Origin of the sequence: Pseudomonas sp. FSL R10-0399, from assembly GCF_009600165.1 — a bacterium.
Lineage (GTDB): Bacteria > Pseudomonadota > Gammaproteobacteria > Pseudomonadales > Pseudomonadaceae > Aquipseudomonas > Aquipseudomonas helleri.
In genome coordinates, this window is sequence record NZ_WIWK01000285.1 from 1 (window position 1) to 663 (window position 663).

Genomic DNA, 663 nt, shown 5'->3' on the forward strand with positions numbered 1-663 from the left:
CGTTGTCGGGCGGCATGTGCCAGCGCATTGCGTTGGCCCGAGCCTTGGCGCTGGAGCCACGTTTGCTGCTGCTCGACGAGCCGTTTTCGGCACTGGACGCCCAGACCCGGCGCTTGATGCAGGAGCAATTGCTGCGCGCCTGGAGCAACAGCGGCGCCACTGTATTGATGGTCACCCACGACCTGCAAGAGGCGCTGCTGCTGGCCGACCGCATTGTGCTGATGGCCAGTGCGCCCCACGGGCACATCGCGCAGATCCTCGAAATCGACATGCCGCGCCCGCGTCTCGGGCGCTCGGAAGCACTGCTTGACCTGCAAGAGCGGCTGGACGCGTTCCTGACCCACGAAACCCGGCTGGCCGAGCACTTTTAGTTAACACGGGACCTCCCGACTTACTTGATTGGCACCCGGTCATTCGACCGATACGCCGCCCTTTGAAGAGCAAAGACCATGAGTGAAACCACACACCGCGTGACCATCAACGGACTGCACGTCAACGCTGGCCGCGAAGTTCGCGAGCGCATTCGTGCCGATGGCGAGGGTGATATTGCCCGCCCGCTGTACCAGACCTCCGTGCAGTGGACCCAGGGCTACCAGACCCAGACCACGGTCAAGTCCGGCGCGGTCCTGCACGGTGACGAACCATGCGCCTACGGTGGCGCCG

2 protein-coding genes are annotated in these 663 nt (G+C 64.3%); both read left to right on the forward strand.

Going from position 1 to position 663, the window contains the following annotated elements; genetic code table 11:
- Positions 1–371, forward strand: a 371-nt coding sequence (locus GHO41_RS29465) for an ATP-binding cassette domain-containing protein (protein ID WP_153435364.1), incomplete at its 5' end; no start/stop codon positions are given.
- Between the two features lie 78 nt (positions 372–449).
- Positions 450–663 (forward strand): hypothetical protein (locus GHO41_RS29470; RefSeq protein ID WP_218580289.1); only part of this gene is annotated, 214 nt, incomplete at its 3' end.